This is a genomic window from Pseudomonas sp. Au-Pse12 (assembly GCF_021341665.1).
Taxonomy (GTDB): Bacteria; Pseudomonadota; Gammaproteobacteria; order Pseudomonadales; family Pseudomonadaceae; genus Aquipseudomonas.
Genome location: NZ_JAJTTH010000003.1, coordinates 587,212 through 603,445, shown reverse-complemented (window position 1 = coordinate 603,445; position 16,234 = coordinate 587,212). Strand labels below are relative to the sequence as shown.

General features: G+C 64.6%; 14 protein-coding genes. 7 read left to right on the top strand and 7 right to left on the bottom strand.

The genetic code is table 11. The features are described from left to right. Positions 1-23: 23 nt before the first annotated feature. Both LXM55_RS11195 and LXM55_RS11190 read left to right on the top strand, forming a co-directional pair. Positions 24-1,661 (top strand): 5-guanidino-2-oxopentanoate decarboxylase, encoded by a 1,638-nt coding sequence (locus tag LXM55_RS11195; RefSeq protein WP_233320421.1) that lies wholly within the window; start codon positions 24-26, stop codon positions 1,659-1,661. Beyond that, the gene (locus tag LXM55_RS11190; protein WP_233320420.1) at positions 1,658-3,106 is read left to right on the top strand and encodes an aldehyde dehydrogenase family protein; all 1,449 of its coding nucleotides are present in this window, start codon (positions 1,658-1,660) and stop codon (positions 3,104-3,106) included. Before LXM55_RS11195 ends, LXM55_RS11190 begins: the two co-directional genes overlap by 4 nt. Before the next feature lie 27 nt (positions 3,107-3,133). Here the strand turns inward: LXM55_RS11190 and LXM55_RS11185 are convergent, their stop codons facing one another. After that, a complete protein-coding gene (locus LXM55_RS11185; protein WP_233320419.1) occupies positions 3,134-4,063 on the bottom strand; it encodes an AraC family transcriptional regulator in 930 nt (309 codons plus the stop codon). Positions 4,064-4,391: 328 nt separating this feature from the next. Between LXM55_RS11185 and LXM55_RS11180 the strand changes: the two genes are divergently transcribed. Together LXM55_RS11180 and LXM55_RS11175 are read left to right on the top strand one after the other, a co-directional pair. Next, the gene (locus LXM55_RS11180; protein WP_233320418.1) at positions 4,392-4,757 is read left to right on the top strand and encodes a putative quinol monooxygenase; all 366 of its coding nucleotides are present in this window, start codon (positions 4,392-4,394) and stop codon (positions 4,755-4,757) included. 9 nt (positions 4,758-4,766) lie between these two features. Further along, positions 4,767-5,039: a hypothetical protein gene (locus tag LXM55_RS11175; RefSeq protein ID WP_199010218.1), complete on the top strand. Its 273-nt coding sequence runs from the start codon at positions 4,767-4,769 to the stop codon at positions 5,037-5,039. A 9-nt stretch (positions 5,040-5,048) separates the two neighbouring features. Here the strand turns inward: LXM55_RS11175 and LXM55_RS11170 are convergent, their stop codons facing one another. Beyond that, complete coding sequence (locus LXM55_RS11170) at positions 5,049-5,678, bottom strand: flavin reductase family protein (RefSeq protein ID WP_233320417.1); 630 nt, start codon at positions 5,676-5,678, stop codon at positions 5,049-5,051. Between the two features lie 164 nt (positions 5,679-5,842). Further along, positions 5,843-6,256, bottom strand: coding sequence for a heme utilization protein (locus LXM55_RS11165; RefSeq protein WP_233320416.1), 414 nt, complete (start codon positions 6,254-6,256; stop codon positions 5,843-5,845). 385 nt (positions 6,257-6,641) lie between these two features. On the opposite strand from LXM55_RS11165, the gene LXM55_RS11160 reads away from it, so the two are divergent. Then, on the top strand, positions 6,642-7,397 hold the full coding sequence (locus LXM55_RS11160; RefSeq protein ID WP_233320415.1) for a COG4705 family protein: 756 nt from the start codon (positions 6,642-6,644) through the stop codon (positions 7,395-7,397). A 94-nt stretch (positions 7,398-7,491) separates the two neighbouring features. Here LXM55_RS11160 and LXM55_RS11155 read toward each other — a convergent pair whose 3' ends face one another. The 4 genes from LXM55_RS11155 to LXM55_RS11140 form a co-directional block, all read right to left on the bottom strand. Continuing rightward, positions 7,492-8,814 (bottom strand): MFS transporter, encoded by a 1,323-nt coding sequence (locus LXM55_RS11155; RefSeq protein ID WP_233320414.1) that lies wholly within the window; start codon positions 8,812-8,814, stop codon positions 7,492-7,494. Positions 8,815-9,082: 268 nt separating this feature from the next. Beyond that, positions 9,083-10,417, bottom strand: coding sequence for a sigma-54-dependent transcriptional regulator (locus LXM55_RS11150; RefSeq protein ID WP_233320413.1), 1,335 nt, complete (start codon positions 10,415-10,417; stop codon positions 9,083-9,085). Next, positions 10,411-12,177, bottom strand: a complete 1,767-nt coding sequence (locus LXM55_RS11145) for an ATP-binding protein (protein WP_233320412.1) — start codon at positions 12,175-12,177, stop codon at positions 10,411-10,413. The genes LXM55_RS11150 and LXM55_RS11145 overlap by 7 nt, the downstream gene beginning before the upstream one ends. 153 nt (positions 12,178-12,330) lie before the next feature. After that, positions 12,331-13,854: a fumarate hydratase gene (locus LXM55_RS11140; protein ID WP_233320411.1), complete on the bottom strand. Its 1,524-nt coding sequence runs from the start codon at positions 13,852-13,854 to the stop codon at positions 12,331-12,333. 337 nt (positions 13,855-14,191) lie between these two features. Between LXM55_RS11140 and LXM55_RS11135 the strand changes: the two genes are divergently transcribed. Together LXM55_RS11135 and LXM55_RS11130 are read left to right on the top strand one after the other, a co-directional pair. Then, positions 14,192-15,298, top strand: a complete 1,107-nt coding sequence (locus LXM55_RS11135; RefSeq protein WP_233320410.1) for a GGDEF domain-containing protein — start codon at positions 14,192-14,194, stop codon at positions 15,296-15,298. Then, a complete protein-coding gene (locus LXM55_RS11130) occupies positions 15,291-16,226 on the top strand; it encodes an iron-sulfur-binding ferredoxin reductase (protein WP_233320409.1) in 936 nt (311 codons plus the stop codon). Before LXM55_RS11135 ends, LXM55_RS11130 begins: the two co-directional genes overlap by 8 nt. Positions 16,227-16,234 lie beyond the last annotated feature (8 nt).

Here is a 16,234-nt window from a genome sequence, read left to right as displayed (position 1 = left end):
CAATCAATAAAAAGGGCGATGAAATGGCGACGTGCGGCGAAGTGCTGGTCAAGTTACTTGAGGGTTATGGCGTCGAGCAGGTGTTCGGCATTCCGGGGGTGCATACGGTCGAGCTGTACCGCGGCCTGGCCCGCTCGTCGATCAATCACGTCACCCCGCGCCATGAACAGGGGGCCGGTTTCATGGCCGATGGCTACGCCCGCACCAGCGGTAAGCCCGGCGTGTGCTTCATCATTACCGGCCCCGGCATGACCAACATCACCACCGCCATGGGCCAGGCCTACGCCGACTCGATCCCCATGCTGGTGATCTCCAGCGTGCAGGCCCGCAGCCAGCTGGGCGGCGGGCGCGGCAAGCTGCACGAGTTGCCCAACCAGAGTGCGCTGGTCAGTGGCGTGGCGGCGTTTTCCCACACCCTGATGAGCGCCGACGAGCTGCCGGCAGTGCTGGCCCGGGCCTTTGCCCTGTTCCAGGCCGGGCGGCCGCGGCCGGTGCATATCGAGATTCCCCTCGATGTGCTGGTCCAGGAAGCCGACCACTTGCTGGCTTGCGAGCCGGTGCAGATCGCCCGTGCCGGCGCCGCCCCGGCGGCCATCGCGCAGATGAGCCAGCTGTTGGCCAACGCCAAGCGGCCGTTGATTCTGGCCGGTGGTGGCGCCATTGACGCCGCAGAGGCCCTGACCCACCTGGCGGAACGGCTGCAGGCACCGGTGGCCCTGACCATCAACGCCAAGGGCCTGCTGCCGTCGGCGCATCCGCTGCTGATCGGCTCCACCCAGTCGCTGGTGGCGACCCGGGCCCTGGTGGCGGAGGCCGACGTGGTGCTGGCCATCGGCACCGAACTGGCGGAAACCGACTATGACGTGACCTTCGCCGGCGGTTTTGAAATTCCCGGCACCTTGCTGCGCATCGATATCGACGCCGACCAGACCGTGCGCAACTATCCACCGAAAGTGGCGCTGGTGGCCGACGCACAGATCGCGGCTCAAGCGCTGCTGGCGCAATTGTCCGCGCAGCCACTGACGGAGCGCCGCAGCGATTGGGGCCAGGCCCGCGCAGCGACCCTGCGCAGTGAGTTGGCCCAGCTCTGGGATCGGGCGACCCGGGCCCAGACCCTGTTCCTGGAAACCGTGGTCGAGGAACTGCCGGAGATCGTCCTGGTGGGGGACTCGACCCAGCCGGTGTACAGCGGCAACCTGACCTTCAACCCCGAGCAGCCACGGCGCTGGTTCAACTCATCCACCGGCTACGGCACCTTGGGTTATGCCTTGCCAGCAGCGATTGGCGCCTGGCTCGGTGGCGGCGCGCAGCCCAGCCAGCGCCGGCCGGTGGCCTGCCTGATCGGCGACGGCGGCTTGCAGTTCACGCTCGCGGAACTGGCCTGTGCAGTGGAGGCGCAGACCCCGGTCATCGTCCTGCTGTGGAACAACCAGGGCTACGAAGAGATCAAGAAATACATGGTCAACCGCGCCATCGAGCCGGTGGGCGTCGACATCTACACCCCGGATTTCATCGCCGTGGCCAAGGGCCTGGGGTGCGCGGCCGAGCGCATCGACACCGCCGAGCAACTGCGTGCGGCGTTGCGCACGGCGGTGGATCGCCAGGGCCCGACCCTGATCGAGATCGACCAGAACCGCTGGACCCAGGGAGTCACGGCATGAGCGCGCAACCTCTCTTGAACGGGCTGTACATCGACGGCCAATGGTCGGCGGGCGGCGAGCTGTTACAGGTCCTCAGCCCCGTCACCGAGGCCCCGCTGGCGCAGGTAGCGGGGGCCGGTGCCGAGGCGGTGGAACAAGCGTTACAGGCCGCCACCCGGAGTTTTGTGCGCTGGTCGCAAAGCAGCGGGGCCGAGCGTGCCGCGGTGCTGCGCAGGATTGCCCGCGGTGTGGCCGAGCGCCGTGAGCGCCTGATGCACTTGCAGTCGAGCAACAACGGCAAGCCGCGGTTCGAAGCCGCGATGGACGTGGACGACGTGATCGCCACCTTCGATTACTACGCCGGGCTGGCAGAAAGCCTGGACCGGGCCCAGGACGCCGAGGTGGCGCTGCCCAGCGCCGACTTCAGCGCCCGCTTGCGACGCGAGCCCTGTGGCGTGGTCGGGCTGATCGTGCCGTGGAACTTTCCCATGGTCACCACAGCCTGGAAGCTCGCGCCCGCTCTGGCGGCGGGCTGTTGCGTGGTGCTCAAGCCTTCGGAAGTGACCCCGCTGGCGGAGCTTGAGCTGGCGGCGATCATTGCCGAGAGCGGCTTGCCCGATGGTGTGTTCAACCTGGTGTGCGGCACCGGCCTGGCGGTGGGCGCGCCGTTGGCGGCGGACCCGCGCGTGGCGAAGATTTCCTTCACCGGCAGCAATGCGGTGGGGGTCCAGGTCATGCAGCGGGCGGCGGAAACCGTCAAGGGCGTGAGCCTGGAACTGGGCGGCAAGTCATCCTTGCTGGTGCTGGCGGATGCCGACCTGGACCTGGCGGTGGAGCTGGCCTGTGGCGGCGGTTTCTTCAATGCCGGGCAGATGTGCTCGGCCACCAGCCGGGTGCTGGTGGCGCAAGAATTGGCTGATGAGTTTCTCTTGCGGCTCAAGGCCCGGGCCGAGGTTATTCGGGTTGGCGACCCGTGCGACCCGGAGGTGACCATGGGCGCCCTGGTCAACCAGGCGCAGTACCGGCGAGTCCTGGCGCACATCGAGCGTGGCTTGAATGTCGGCGCCAGGCTGGTGTGTGGCGGCGGCCGTCCGGCCGGATTGATCCAGGGCTTTTTCATCCAGCCCACGGTGTTCGCCGAAGTGCCGCTGGACAGCGCCTTGTGGCGCGAAGAGATCTTTGGCCCGGTGCTTTGCGTGCGCAGCTTCAGCAGCGAACAGGAGGCGATCGCGCTGGCCAATGACAGCGAGTTCGGCCTGGTGGCCAGTGTGGTGGGGGCGGACGTGGACAATGCCGAACGGGTCGCCAATGCCTTGCAGGCCGGCCTGGTGTGGATCAACGCGCCCCAGGTGATCTTTCCCCAGACTGCGTGGGGCGGTTACAAGCAGAGCAGCATCGGCCGCGAACTGGGCCCCTGGGGCCTGCAGGCGTTCCAGGAACTCAAGCACGTCATCCGCGCCCTGTAGGCGCCGGCGTGTTCTGGCGAACCCGAGCTACCCGCCAACCCGCAGGCGCGCCATGTCCCGCAACGGCGGCGCGCCGAACAGCCGACTGTACTCGCGGCTGAACTGTGACGGGCTTTCATAGCCGACCCGGTAACCCGCCGCCGAAGCTTCCAGCCCTTCGGCCAGCATCAAACGCCGTGCTTCCTGCAGGCGCAGCTGTTTCTGGTACTGCAGCGGGCTCATGGCGGTCATGGCCTTGAAACGGTGGTGCAGGGTCGACACGCTCAGGTTGACTTCCCGGGCCAGGTCATCGATGCGCAACGGGTGCACGAAGTTGCCGTTGAGCCACTTGATGGCCTGGTTGACCCGGTGGCCCTGGCTGTTGGCGGTGGCGATTTCATACAAGCGGTGGCCCTGGGGGCTGCGCAGCAGGCGATAGAGAATTTCCCGGCGCACCAGGGGCGCGAGCATGGCGATGTCTTTCGGGGTGTCCAGCAGGCGGGTCAGGCGCAGCACCGCGTCGAGCATTGCCGGGTCCAGGCGCTCCACGTACAGGCCGCGCCCGGTGGGTCGGGTGGGTACGCCCAGGGGGCCGGCATCGGCGATCAGCGCATTGATTTCGCCGGGGTCGATGTCCAGGCGCAGGGCCAGGATCGGCTCCTGCGGCGACACGATCGCCACCTTGCCGCTCAGCGGTACGGAAACCGAGACCACCAGGTAATTCAGCGGGTCGTAGTTGTAGCTTTCATCGGCCAGGCGCACTTCCTTGCGGCCCTGGGCCATGATGCACAGCGCCGGTTGCGCCAGCACTGAGCCGAAGTGATGGGACGTGCTGTGGCGCGAGACGAACAGTGAGTCGATGGCGGTGGCATAGCTGCCGTCTTCGGTGGTGTTGCGCGCAATGATCGCGGCCAGTTCCACGCGCTGGCGTTCCATCTCCGGAGCCAGGGGAGGCGGCAGGGTATCCAGTGATGACATGGGGCGCCTCGGGGTGTTTGCAGTCGGCACAGCTTAAGTTTGTGCAAGAGTCGCGGGTAGGCGAATCCTGCGTAAAACTTGCCTGATCCTGCTGCTTGCGCGCGCGATAAGCAAGATGCGCCGACGCTCGGGCGCTTCACTTGCTTGAAACACCGCTGTAACGCTTTTGCCCCATGCCGCCGCCCTAGCGATGTAGGAAGCGGCTTGTCGCAGGATTGGGCAAATCAACGGCAGAAATCGACTAACGCGCGAAAGGGCACGCCCCGTATCGTTGATCCTGTCGCAGCCCGTCCCCGGCTGCCTCGACAACACCCTGGGAGGGTCGCACATGTCCACGCATATTCCGGTCAGTCACATGGCCTTTGTCCGAGCCCGGGCCGGGCGTTCCAAGGAACTGGGTGCGCGCTTGAGCAGCCTGATCGAACCGTCGCGCCAGGCCAGCGGTTGCCTGCACTTCGCCCTGCAGCATTCGCAGTGCGATGCCGACCTGTGGCTGGTGTCCGGTTTCTGGAGCAGCCAGCAGGCGATGACCGCCTATTTCAGCTCGCCGGCCATGGCGATCTTTGCCGAACTGGTGCAGGACCTGGTGGTCAACAGCCTGGATTTTCATACCTTCAGCACGGTGTCCGCGCTGCAAGCCCATGGCGAATACGCGCAACTGCAGCGCGCGCCACTGCACAAGCTGGCGAGTTGAAGGTTTAGAATGGCCGACTTTTCATTGGCCAGGACTTGCAACATGGCACGCAAAGAGTTTGCACACTACGAAGCCGTTTCCGCGGTGGTTCCGGGGGAGGGCGGATACAGCGCCGCCATCGCCGTCAAAGCCCTCGGAGCATCGGGCGCCCCGCGTTTTCACAAAGTCCTGGATGAGCAGAAGTTCAAGACCGCTCATGACGCCGACCAGGCTGCTGCACAACAACTCGAACAGCTGGCCGACGTCGATCAGGACGGCGAATTGAGCTGGAAAGCCGACTGATTCGCAGCGCTACTTGACCGCCCCCGGGCGGTGCATCTTGAACAATGCCTCCGGCCCCAGCTGGAAGTAATCCGCCGGTCCGCCGCCGCGCAGAATCGGTTCTGCCGCGGCGGTGTCGTAGATCCCATCCTTGAGCAGCCATTTGGCGATATGTACGGCGACCACCTCGCCGAGGATCAGCCAGCTCGGCACCAGCTCTTTGTCCGCCCGCTGCAATTGAATGATCTGGGTGACCTTGCACTCGAAGGACACCGGGCTCTCGGCGACCCGCGGCACACTGATGACCTTCGACGCCACGGGCGTCAGGCCGGCCAGGGCGAACTCGTCGACCTCCGGCGGGACCGCGGCGCAACTCTGGTTCATCTGCTCGGCCAGCGGCCGGGTGGCCAGGTTCCAGGCGAACTCACCGGTGGCCTCGATGTTGTTCAGGCTGTCTTTGCGCCCGACGCTGGAGAACCCGATGATCGGCGGAATGTAGTTGAAGGCATTGAAGAAGCTGTAAGGCGCCAGGTTCAGGCGGCCTTGTGCATCCTGGGAAGAGATCCAGCCGATGGGGCGCGGGCCGACGATGGCATTGAACGGGTCATGGGGCAGACCATGGCCCAGGGCGGGTTGGTAGAAGTGGATATCGTCGGACATGGCTCAAGGTTCCTGCTGTGGGGCGAGTGAAGGGCGCCATAGTGCAGTGCGCACTGCTCGAATTCCAGCACTCCAAACCCGCTTGAGGCCGCTGGCGGAGGAGGTTTGCGGAGCACAAAAGACTAAGCCCGGCCGAAGCCGGGCTGTGATGTCAGGTGAATCGATCAACTGATGGTGGCGGAACCGGTGCGGTCGTAGCCATCGGCGGCGAAGGTGGCGGAACCGGTACGGTCGTAGCCATCGGCGGCGAAGGTGGCGGAACCGGTACGGTCGTAGCCGTCTTCAGCGAAGGTGGCGGAACCAGTGCGGTCGTAGCCATCGGCGGCGAAGGTGGCGGAACCGGTGCGGTCATAGCCGTCTTCAGCGAAGGTGGCGGAACCGGTGCGGTCATAGCCATCGGCAGCGAAGGTGGCGGAACCGGTGCGGTCGTAGCCATCGGCAGCGAAGGTGGCGGAACCGGTGCGGTCGTAGCCATCGGCAGCGAGGGTGGCGGAACCGGTGCGGTCGTAACCGTCGGCAGCGAAGGTGTTGGCAGCCAGTACCGACAGGGTCAGGGCGAGGATCAGTTTGGTTTTCATGGCGGTGTCTCCGGGTTCGTTGAGGTGTTTGCGTTGGGCTTGATGTGAATCCTACTCCGATAAAGTTGATTAAAAAGCGCAAATAAATGCTTATTAAAATCGAATTTATCGATGTGTATGAAGGCGTCACCCACCGCCGATCAGCGCATTCAGGCCTCACTACAGATACGGACCAAGTCGTAACTTGGATTCAGTAGCAGGCTAAGGAATCGGCATTAACGGATCGTTAATTGCCCAGTCCACGGGCAGGAAAGGATTTAAAAAACCATCAACGGTTTTTTCATTCGGCCCCGACCTATTTTTCACTCCCGAGCGTTCAGCCTTCGCGCAGGCCTGCAACCCACGACAGGCCATTTCGAATGCGACCCTTGGAGTTCCTTGATCAATGAACAAACTTCCCCAGATCACCCTGGCCTTCTGGGTCATGAAAATCTGCGCGACAACCTTGGGGGAAACCGCCGGTGATCTGCTGTCGATGACCCTCAATGTCGGTTACGCCATCAGCTCGATGATCCTGATCAGCGTGTTCCTGCTGACCCTGGTCACCCAGCTGTGGTCCAAGACCTACAACCCGGTGCTGTACTGGATCGTGATTCTCTCCACCAGTACCGCCGGCACCACCATGTCGGACTTCATGGACCGCACCCTGGGCCTGGGCTATGCCAGTGGCTCGTTGATCCTGATCGGGATTCTGCTGGCGATCTTCGCCGCCTGGCGCCTGAGTGGCGACTCGCTGAACGTCAACAAGATCCAGACCTTTCGCGGCGAGCTGTTCTATTGGATGGCGATCCTGTTTTCCAACACCCTGGGCACCGCTCTGGGCGATTACCTGGCGGACGATTCGGGGCTGGGCTTTGCCGGCGGGGCGTTGCTGATCGGCTCGACCATTGCCGTGGTGGTCCTGCTCAAGTACCTCACCAGGCTCTCGTCGGTGCTGCTGTTCTGGGTGGCCTTCGTGCTGACTCGACCATTTGGCGCCACCCTGGGCGACTTCCTCACCAAGCCCCATGAAAAGGGCGGGCTGGATTTCGGCACCATCGGCTCGTCGGCGGTACTGGCGGGAATTCTGCTGGTGATGATCGTTGGCGCTTCCTGGGCGCAGAACCGCTACGCGCGCCAAGGCGCTGCCGAACTGTCCTGACCTGCCCACCCTCTGTAGGCGCCGGCTTGCCGGCGAACGCCTCCCCACAGATCGCGAAAAAGCGCCCGGGCCTTGCACCCGGGCGCTGTCGTTTTCAGTCGGTCTCGATCCGCGAATGCTTGCGGGTGTCCTTCATGGTCGCGTAGACCAGCAGCGAACAGGCGATGCAGGCGGTGACGTACCAGTAGTAGCCGGTTTCCATGCCGATGCTCTTGAACCACAGGGCGATGTATTCGGCGGTGCCGCCGAAGATCGACACGGTCAGTGCATAGGGCAGGCCCACACCCAGGGCGCGGATTTCCGTGGGGAACAGCTCGGCCTTGACCACCGCGTTGATCGAGGTGTAGCCGCTGACGATGATCAGCGCCGCCATGATCAGGAAGAACGCGCCCCACCAGGTCTGGATGGTGTGCAGGGTGGTGAGGATCGGCACGGTGAACAGGGTGCCGAGGATGCCGAAGGCAATCAGGATCGGCCGCCGGCCCACTTTGTCCGAGAGCGCACCGATCACCGGCTGCAGGCACATGAACAGGAACAGCGTGGCGGCGGAAATGGTGGTGGAGTCGGAAATGCTCATGCCGACGGTGTTCACCAGGTATTTCTGCATGTAGGTGGTGTAGGTGTAGAAGGCCAGGGTGCCGCCCATGGTCAGGCCGACCACGGTCAGCAGTTCCTTGGGATGACGCATCAGGGTGCGCATCAGGCTTTCTTTCGGCTTTTCCTTCTTCTTGGTGAAGGACTCGGTTTCTTCCATGCCACGACGCAGGTACAGCGCCACCACGGCACACAGGGCGCCGATGCCGAACGGAATCCGCCAGCCCCAGGATTGCAGCTCTTCGGTGGTCAGAATGTTCTGCAGCACGATCAGCACCGCCAGGGCGATGAGCTGGCCGGAGATCAGGGTCACGTACTGGAAGCTGGAGAAGAAGCCACGACGCTCCTTGGTTGCCATTTCGCTGAGGTAGGTGGCCGAGGTGCCGTATTCACCGCCTACCGACAGGCCCTGCATCAGGCGCGCCAGCACCAGCAGGATGGGGGCGCCGACGCCGATGGTTTCATAGCCCGGAGTCAGGGCGATGATCAGCGAGCCAAAGCACATCAGCAGCACCGAGGCCATCAAGGCGGCCTTGCGCCCTTTGCGGTCGGCATACAGGCCCATCAGCCAGCCACCGATCGGGCGCATCAGGAAGCCCACGGCAAAGATCGCGGCGGTGTTCAGCAGCTGCGCGGTGGTGTCGCCCTTGGGGAAGAAGACCTTGGCGAAGTACAGCGAGAAGGCGGCGTAGACGTACCAGTCGTACCACTCGACCATGTTGCCCACGGAACCACTGAAGATCGACTTCAGACGGCTGGCGGTGGTCTTTTCGGTGGCGGGCGCAGCCGCCGACCCAGCAGGCAGGGTATTAGAGATATCCATGACGGATCCTTCTATTCATTGTTTTTGTGGAGTGCGCGCAAGCGCAGCCTGCAGGGGCTATAGCAGGACCTGTGCCAAGGGCGAAAAGCCCGGGCTAGAGGGGGTTGGCGAAAATGATGAGCGGAAATCCGCCGATTGGCGGCGATGTCATGAGCGGAAATCTGCCAGAGGGGGCAGTGGCAAGCTTTAAGCGGCAAGCCGCAAGCTTGGCGTTTGGCTTGCCGCTTGCCGCTTGCCGCTTGCCGCTTCTGCTTCTGCTTCTGCTGCTTCAGCTGTCCTTGAGGAACAGTTCCCGGGTCAGGCCGTGACGCTGCATTTTTTCATTCAGGGTGCGGCGTGGCAGTTGCAGTTCGTTGAGCACGGCCTTGATCTCGCCCTTGTGGCGGGTCAGGGCGGCGCGCAGGCACTGGGCTTCGAAGGCTTCCTGCTGCGCCGCCAGGGACTGGCCGGGTTCGATCGCATCGAGCTCCGCTTCGCCCAGGCCCAGCACTTGGCGTTCGGCGGCGTTGGCCAGCTCACGCACGTTGCCCGGCCAGTCATGGCTGAGCAGGCGGCTCAACTGAGCGCCGCTCAAGGGCGTGCTGCTGCGGCCCAGGCGCTCGGCGGCGGCCTCGGCGAAGTGTTCGTAGAGTTGTGGAATGTCTTCGCGGCGCTCGCGCAGGGGCGGCAGGCGCAGTTCGGCCACGGTCAGGCGGTAGGCCAGGTCTTCACGGAAGCGCCCGGCCCGAGCCTCCTCCAGCAGGTCGGGCTTGGTGGCGGCGATGATCCGCAGGTCGACCTTGATGCTCTGGTTGGAGCCCAGGCGCTCGAGTTTCTGCTCCTGCAACACCCGCAGCAACTTGACCTGCTGAGCCAGGGGCATGCTTTCGATCTCGTCGAGAAACAGCGTGCCGCCATCGGCGTATTCCAGCTTGCCGATGCGCTTGCCCTGGGCGCCGGTGAAGGCGCCGCTTTCATGGCCGAACAGTTCGGCCTCGAACAGTTGCTCGGGGATTGCCGCGCAGTTCAGGGCGACGAAGGGCTTGCCGGCCCGTGGGCCGAAGTCGTGCAGGCAGCGGGCAACCAGCTCCTTGCCGCTGCCGGTTTCGCCGCGGATCAGCACATTGACCGGCAGGGCCGCCAGTTCCAGCACCTGGCGGCGTAGGGTCTGCAAGGCTTTGGAAACCCCAAGCAAGGTGGTGTCGAGCTTGGCCCGGCTGTCGGCCTGCTGGTGCAGGTGGCGGTTTTCCAGGACCAGTCGGCGCTTGTCCAGGGCCCGGCGCAGGCTGCTGAGCAGGGTATCGGGGCTGAAGGGCTTTTCCAGGAAGTCGTAGGCGCCGTCGCGCATGGCTTCCACCGCCATGGGCACGTCGCCGTGGCCGGTGAGGAGGATGATCGGCAGGTCCGGGTCCAGGCGTTGGAGCTGGGCCAGCAGCTCCAGGCCACTGAGGCCGGGCATGCGCACGTCGCTGAGGATCACTCCGGGGAAGTTCTTCGGCAGTTGCGCCAGGCAGTCCTCGGCGCGGCTGAACAGCCGGACCTCGAACCCCGAGAGGCTCAGCCATTGTTCGACGGCGGTACGGATACTGGCTTCGTCATCCACCACGATCACCGAGTTCAGCATTGGATATGCGCCTCCAGGTCGATGGGCAGGCTCAGGGTGAACACCGCGCCTTGCTCCTGGTTGGCCGCGCTCAGGCGGCCCCCCAGTTCGTGGACGATGGCATAGGACACCGCCAGCCCCAGCCCCAGGCCATCGCCCACCGGCTTGGTGGTGAAGAACGGGTCGAAGACGCTCAACAAGTGTTCCTCGGCAATGCCGCCGCCGTTGTCGGCCACCCGCAGTTGCCAGAGCTGGTCCTCGGCTTCAAGGCTGATCGCCAGGCGCTTATGCGCTTTGTCGTGCATGGCGTCGAGGGCGTTGCGCAGCAGGTTGATCAGCACCTGCTCCAGGCGGATGGCGTCGCCGCGGACCCAGGCCGGCCGGGTCAGTTGCAGCACCACCTCGACGTTTTCAGCGCGCAACCTGGCTTCCAGCAGGTGCAATGACTGATCCACCACCGCTGTCAGGTCCAGGCGTTCGCGCAGGCCGCTGGGGCTCTTGCGGGCGAAGGTCTTGAGGTGGCTGGTGAGGGCGGCCATGCGGGTCAGCATGTCGTCCAGCGGGCGCAGGGCCTTGTAGGCCTCTTCCACCCGGCCGTGATCCAGCAGCAGCCTGAGCGTTGCCAGCTGCATGCGCTGGGTGGTCAGCGGCTGGTTGATTTCATGGGCCAGGGCGGCGGACATCTGCCCCAGGGCGGCCAGTTTGGCCGACTGCACCAGGCCTTCCTGGGCGGTGCGCAGGTCACGGGTACGTTCTTCCACCAGTTGCTCCAGCTCCTGGCGGTTGCGCTGGCGGATTTTCCCCAGGCGCCAGCGCTGGCTGAGGAACAGCAGCAGGAACACCAGGGTCAGCCAGGCACCGGCCGCCGCGAGCCCGGCGTCGCGGGTTTCCTCGAAGGCATTCGGTGGTTTGCGCAGCAGGTGCAGGGTCCAGCCTTCGGCGCTCAGCGGCAGGGATTCCCAGAGGTAGCTGGCGCTGCCTTCGGGGCCTTCAACCCGGGCCAGGCTGCTGTTGTCGTCGAAACGTTGCAGCGTCTGGTGCTGCAGTGGGGTCAGCGGCTGCTTGTCGTACTGCCGGCTGAGCTTGATTTCTTCCAGGTCATTGGCCGACAGCGGCTGCAAGTGCCGGTAGCGCCAGCCGGGCTGGTTGGCGATGAACACGATGCCCCGGGCGTCGCTGACCAGCAGGGTGTCGTTGCCCTGGCTCCATTCATGCTCCAGCTCGGGGAACTCCAGCTTGACCACCATGGCCCCGAGGAAGTCCTCGTTGTCGGCCTTGACCGCGCTGGCCAGAAAATAGCCCGGGATGCCGCTGGTCACGCCCACCGCGTAGAAACGCCCGCTGCCCTGGCTGCGGGTCTGCTTGAAGTAGGGGCGGAAACCATAGTTGTGGCCAACGTAGCTGCTGGGCAGGCGCCAGTTGCTGGCGGCCACGGCCAGGCCTTCATGGTTCAGCAGTTCCAGGGTCGAGGAGCGGGCGGCGCCATTGATCTTTTCCAGCTTGCGGTTCAACGCGTCCTGGGTCTCGGTGGTCACCGGCCCCTGGAGCGCCGAGCGCAGTTCCGGGTCCAGCGCCAGCACCGCCGGCAGGGCGCGATAGCGTTCGATCAGGGTATGCAGCGAGTTGGCGTACAGGCCCAGTTGCTCATTGGCCCGGGCGGCTTCTTCCACCAGCGTCTGGCGTTCTGCGTGGCGCATGGCCAGGCCGGCGCTGAGCGCAGTGCCAGCGAGAATAACCAGGATATAGAACGTCAAGCGTAGGGGGCGAGAGATCTGGGCCATGGGTCGGGGCAGGCTGCAATGGGGGCGCGAACGATAGCATGAGCGCCGGGTATAACGTTGATCGCGGACAGTGTCGAGAAAGGGCGGCGGATAAAAAAAGCGGCGGGCCGTTCAATGAACAGCGCCGCCGCCTTGGCCAAGCAGAGGAAGGGCTTACTGCACTTCTACCGCCAGGCTGTCACTGATCTTCTTCTGCCAGATGGCGGGACCGGTGATGTGCACCGATTCGCCCTTGCTGTCGACCGCGACGGTCACCGGCATGTCCTTGACTTCGAACTCGTAGATCGCCTCCATGCCCAGTTCGGCGAACGCCAGGACCTTGGACTTCTTGATCGCCTGGGCCACCAGGTAGGCAGCGCCGCCGACGGCCATCAGGTACACGGCCTTGCTGTCCTTGATCGCCTCGATGGCGGTCGGGCCGCGTTCGGACTTGCCGATCATGCCCAGCAGGCCGGTCTGCTCGAGGATCTGCCGGGTGAACTTGTCCATCCGCGTAGCCGTGGTCGGGCCGGCCGGGCCCACCACTTCGTCGCCCACTGGATCAACCGGGCCAACGTAGTAGATGAAACGACCCTTGAGGTCCACCGGCAGGGTTTCGCCCTTGTTCAGCATCTCGACCATGCGTTTGTGCGCGGCGTCGCGACCGGTGAGCATCTTGCCGTTGAGCAGCACGGTTTCGCCCGGTTTCCAGCTCTGCACGTCTTCCGGGGTCAGGGTGTCGAGGTTGACCCGACGCGCCGACGGACCGGCTTCCCAGACGATTTCCGGGTAGGCGTCCAGAGGTGGCGCTTCCAGTGCGGCCGGGCCCGAACCGTCGAGCACGAAGTGCGCGTGGCGGGTGGCGGCGCAGTTGGGGATCATGCACACCGGCAGGGACGCGGCGTGGGTCGGGTAGTCCATGATCTTCACGTCGAGCACGGTGGTCAGACCGCCCAGGCCCTGGGCGCCGATGCCCAGCTGGTTGACCTTCTCGAACAGCTCCAGGCGCATTTCTTCAATGCGGTTGGACGGGCCACGAGCCTTGAGCTCGTGGATGTCGATGGACTCCATCAACACTTCCTTGGCCATCACCGCGGCTTTCTCGGCGGTGCCGCCGATGCCGATGCCCAGCATGCCCGGTGGACACCAGCCGGCGCCCATGGTCGGCACGGTTTTCAGGACCCAGTCGACGATCGAGTCGGACGGGTTGAGCATGGCCATCTTCGACTTGTTCTCGGAACCGCCGCCCTTGGCCGCCACGTCCACTTCCACGGTGTTGCCGGGAACGATGGAGTAGTGGATCACCGCCGGGGTGTTGTCCTTGGTGTTCTTCCGTGCGCCTGCCGGGTCGGCCAGGATGGATGCGCGCAGGACGTTTTCCGGCAGGTTGTAGGCGCGACGCACGCCTTCGTTGATCATGTCGTCCAGGCTCATGGTGGCGCCGTCCCAGCGCACGTCCATGCCCACGCGAACAAATACCGTGACGATGCCGGTGTCCTGGCAGATCGGCCGGTGGCCGGTGGCGCACATGCGCGAGTTGATCAGGATCTGTGCCATGGAGTCACGGGCAGCCGGCGATTCTTCGCGCAGGTAGGCCTCGTGCATCGCCTGGATGAAGTCCACGGGGTGGTAGTAGGAAATGAACTGCAGGGCGTCGGCAACGCTCTGAATCAGGTCGTCTTGCTTGATCACGGTCATGAGTCGCGCTCCTCTAAAAGACGGGAACATTTAATAAGGTGCCGGCACTTGGGTGGATCGGTCGGATGCCGGCACCTTCTAAGGCACGCCGGACAGACAACTGGCGCGACGCTAAAAAGGCGCGGCAGTATACCGCGCCTGGGGGTTGGGTACACCCGCCAGCCGGGTCAACGAAAGTCGCCCATCGGATGGGCACTGTTCTTGCCTGGATCGGTGCCGAAAGCGCGCGACAGCGCCTAAAATTTGAATAGTCATTTGCCGGGCGCAGCACTAAAGTGGCAAGTGGCCTGCAGGGTAGGAAACTCTTTAAGCCTCCTTTCTCACGGTGAGTCAACGATTGACCCATAAAGCCATCCAGAGCTTGTTGCTCAAGCGCTTCGCCATTGCCGCGGGTACGTACGCACTGATCCTGCTGCTGTTCTGGCTGGCCGTCGCCACCGGGCATTACCGTGCTTCGACCGTCAGTGCGCTGTGGGCCACAGGGCTGGTGCTGGCCAGCCAGGGGCTGCTGTGCTGGGTGTTTGTCAGCGGCCGCAACCTGCGATTCGCCGACCCCAGCCTGACCGAGCTCCAGGTGGTGCTGGGCATTGCCTGGCAAACCTGGCTGATAGCCCATCTGGACCAGGCCCGCGGGGCGTTCCTGGTGTTCTATATCCTGCCCCTGCTGTTTGGCCTGTTTCATTTGTCCCGCCGGGCCTATCTGCGCAGCGCGGCGCTGATCTTCTTCTGTTTTGCCGGGGTCAACCTGTGGGACGGCTATCGCCTGCTGCTCGGGGATCCGCAACTGGCTGCGCTGCAAGTCTGCGTGCTGCTGGTGATGCTGGTATGGATGTGCCTGTATGCCGCCTACGTCCAGGCCTCGCGCTCGCGCATGCGCCAGCGGCGCTTTGCCTTGCAGGCCCATCAGGACACCCTGCGGGGCATGATGCGACAGCTGGAGGACCTGGTGGCCACCGACGAGTTGACCGGCCTGTTCAACCGCCGGCATTTCCTGCGCATTGCCAGTCGCGAGCTGCAAGCCATGGACCAGGAGCAGGTGCATGGGCTGGCGCTGATCGACCTGGATCATTTCAAGCGAATCAACGATGTCCACGGTCATGCGGCCGGCGACCAGGTGCTGCAGGCTTTCGCCGCGGTCGCCACGGCCTGTCTGCGCGATGGCGATGTATTGGCCCGTTATGGCGGTGAAGAATTCGTGGTGCTGTTGCCCGAGTGCGACGCCGAGCGCCTCACCTCCTGCTGCGAGCGCTTGCGCCTGGCCTTCATGGAGGTGCAACTGGTGGGCCTGAATGTTCGTGACCTGAGCCTGTCGGCGGGGATGACCCTGCTGCGGGCTGGTGAAGATCTGGATACGGCCCTGCAACGCGCCGATCAGGCGCTGTATCGGGCCAAGCGCGACGGCCGCAATCGTTGTTCGGCCGCCTGGGAAAACCTCGATGCCTGAATTGATCGTTGGCACCCGGCGCTGGTCGGTAGCCCCAGCCAGCAACCTGCTGGATGCCTTGAACCAGGCCGGCATAGCGGTGCCCTACAGTTGTCGTGCCGGCAGCTGCCATGCCTGCCTGGTGCACTGCGTCCAGGGGGTGCCCAGCGACAGTCGGCCGGATGCCCTGAGCGATGAGCAGCGCCGGCGCGGCTGGCGCCTGGCCTGCCAGTGCCAGGTGGTGGAGGACTTGCAGGTCGAGACCTTCGACCCGGTGCGCGATGGCCTGCCCGCCACGGTGATCGGCCTGGACTGGCTGTCGAGCACGGTGCTGCGTCTGCGCCTGCAACCGGAGCGGCCATTGCGCTACCGCGCCGGCCAGCACCTGGTGCTGTGGACTGCCCAGATCGCCCGGCCATATTCTCTGGCCAGCCTGCCGGAAGACGATCGCTTCCTGGAATTTCACCTGGATTGCCGGCACCCGGGGCAGTTCAGCGATGCGGCCCGCCAGCTGCAGCTTGGCGATCCGATCCGCCTGGGGGAACTGCGCGGCGGCGCTCTGCACTACGACCCGGACTGGCAGCAACGCCCGCTCTGGCTACTGGCTTCGGGAACCGGTTTGGCGCCTTTGTTCGGCGTGTTGCGCGAGGCGCTGCGCCAGGATCACCAGGGGCCCATCCGCATCATTCACCTGGCGCATGACAGCAGTGAGCATTACCTGGCCAAACCCCTGGCGGCCCTGGCGGCGAACCGTGCCCAGCTGTCCGTCGAGCTGTGGACCGGGGCCGAGCTGACAGCGGCTTTGGCGCAACTGCGGCTTGTTTCCCGGCAAACCCAGGCCTTACTCTGCGGTCACCCTGACAGTGTCGAAGCCTTCGCCCGGCGCCTGTACCTGGCGGGGTTGCCGCGCAATCAACTGCTGGCCGATGTGTTCCTGCCCCGTGGTTGAGCGCTGAT

Bases quoted from the DNA above. Each gene is read 5' to 3' on its own strand.
- LXM55_RS11195 (WP_233320421.1), top strand. From the start codon at position 24: ATGGCGACGTGCGGCGAAGTGCTGGTCAAGTTACTTGAGGGTTATGGC.
- LXM55_RS11190 (WP_233320420.1), top strand. From the start codon at position 1,658: ATGAGCGCGCAACCTCTCTTGAACGGGCTGTACATCGACGGCCAATGG.
- LXM55_RS11185 (WP_233320419.1), bottom strand. From the start codon at position 4,063: ATGTCATCACTGGATACCCTGCCGCCTCCCCTGGCTCCGGAGATGGAA.
- LXM55_RS11180 (WP_233320418.1), top strand. From the start codon at position 4,392: ATGTCCACGCATATTCCGGTCAGTCACATGGCCTTTGTCCGAGCCCGG.
- LXM55_RS11175 (WP_199010218.1), top strand. From the start codon at position 4,767: ATGGCCGACTTTTCATTGGCCAGGACTTGCAACATGGCACGCAAAGAG.
- LXM55_RS11170 (WP_233320417.1), bottom strand. From the start codon at position 5,678: ATGTCCGACGATATCCACTTCTACCAACCCGCCCTGGGCCATGGTCTG.
- LXM55_RS11165 (WP_233320416.1), bottom strand. From the start codon at position 6,256: ATGAAAACCAAACTGATCCTCGCCCTGACCCTGTCGGTACTGGCTGCC.
- LXM55_RS11160 (WP_233320415.1), top strand. From the start codon at position 6,642: ATGAACAAACTTCCCCAGATCACCCTGGCCTTCTGGGTCATGAAAATC.
- LXM55_RS11155 (WP_233320414.1), bottom strand. From the start codon at position 8,814: ATGGATATCTCTAATACCCTGCCTGCTGGGTCGGCGGCTGCGCCCGCC.
- LXM55_RS11150 (WP_233320413.1), bottom strand. From the start codon at position 10,417: ATGCTGAACTCGGTGATCGTGGTGGATGACGAAGCCAGTATCCGTACC.
- LXM55_RS11145 (WP_233320412.1), bottom strand. From the start codon at position 12,177: ATGGCCCAGATCTCTCGCCCCCTACGCTTGACGTTCTATATCCTGGTT.
- LXM55_RS11140 (WP_233320411.1), bottom strand. From the start codon at position 13,854: ATGACCGTGATCAAGCAAGACGACCTGATTCAGAGCGTTGCCGACGCC.
- LXM55_RS11130 (WP_233320409.1), top strand. From the start codon at position 15,291: ATGCCTGAATTGATCGTTGGCACCCGGCGCTGGTCGGTAGCCCCAGCC.